Here is an 872-nt window from a genome sequence, read left to right as displayed (position 1 = left end):
GCGCCCGTGGTGACCTTCGCGAACTTGCTGGAGAACTCGCCGAACGCGAGGTGCTGCGACCGCTGCCGGACGAGACCGAACGCCGCGGCGTCCCAGAACGCGGTGGTGCCGCCGTTGCCGAGCAGGACCTCGTACCCCTCGGGCAGCGCGAACAGCTGCGCCAGCCCCTCGCGGACCCGTCCCACAAGGGACTTGACCGGCTTCTGCCGGTGCGAGGTCCCCATGTAGGTGGAGCCGGACTCGGCTAGCGCGGCGAGCTGCTCCGGACGGACCTTCGACGGGCCGCATCCGAAGCGGCCGTCGGCGGGCTTGAGATCGGCGGGAATGGCGATGTCGAGATGAGCGCTGTCGGTCACTCGAAAAGGCTACTTCACGCGCCGTACGGCCCACGCAACCAGGGTCACCAGCGCGATTGTGCAAATGCCTGCTATGACCAGCGGCGGGTAGATCCAATTATCGCCCCTGGAGCGCGCCGTCAGCGCCGTCCGGGCGGAGTCGTAGGCCAGGAACGCCAGGAGCAGCGCGGCGAGCACGGCGGCGATCCGCCCCGCCAGCGCGTTGGTGCTCCGTCGGCGCTCCTCGCGCTCCGCCTCGTACCGCCGCAGCTCAGCGGCGGCGTCGGCCCTGGCATCGGCCTCGGTATCGGCCCTGGCATCGGCCCTGGCATCGGCCTCCGGCGGCCCGGACGTCCCGGCGGCCCGTGGCCCGCCGGGGTCCGCGGCGGGCCCGATATCGCCGTCGAGCGGTTCGTCGTCCGCAGCCACACCCATGCCGCCAATCATGGCAAAGGGGGCAAGCCACCCGACTTTCCGCCCGGCGGCGTGGACGGCGAAGATCTTCCGAAACGTTTTCCGGGGGCGGGGGGACCCTCG

General features: G+C 71.6%; 1 protein-coding gene and 1 pseudogene. Both read right to left on the bottom strand.

The features are described from left to right. A pseudogene (locus tag E1200_RS33445) lies at positions 1 to 356 on the bottom strand (phosphoserine transaminase); the annotation flags it as partial. Positions 357 to 365: 9 nt separating this feature from the next. Beyond that, positions 366 to 770: a hypothetical protein gene (locus tag E1200_RS33440; RefSeq protein WP_131956697.1), complete on the bottom strand. Its 405-nt coding sequence runs from the start codon at positions 768 to 770 to the stop codon at positions 366 to 368. Between the last annotated feature and the right edge of the window lie 102 nt (positions 771 to 872).

It is taken from the genome of Actinomadura sp. GC306, assembly GCF_004348665.1.
Lineage (GTDB): Bacteria > Actinomycetota > Actinomycetes > Streptosporangiales > Streptosporangiaceae > Spirillospora.
This window is presented reverse-complemented; position numbering and strand designations above follow the sequence as displayed.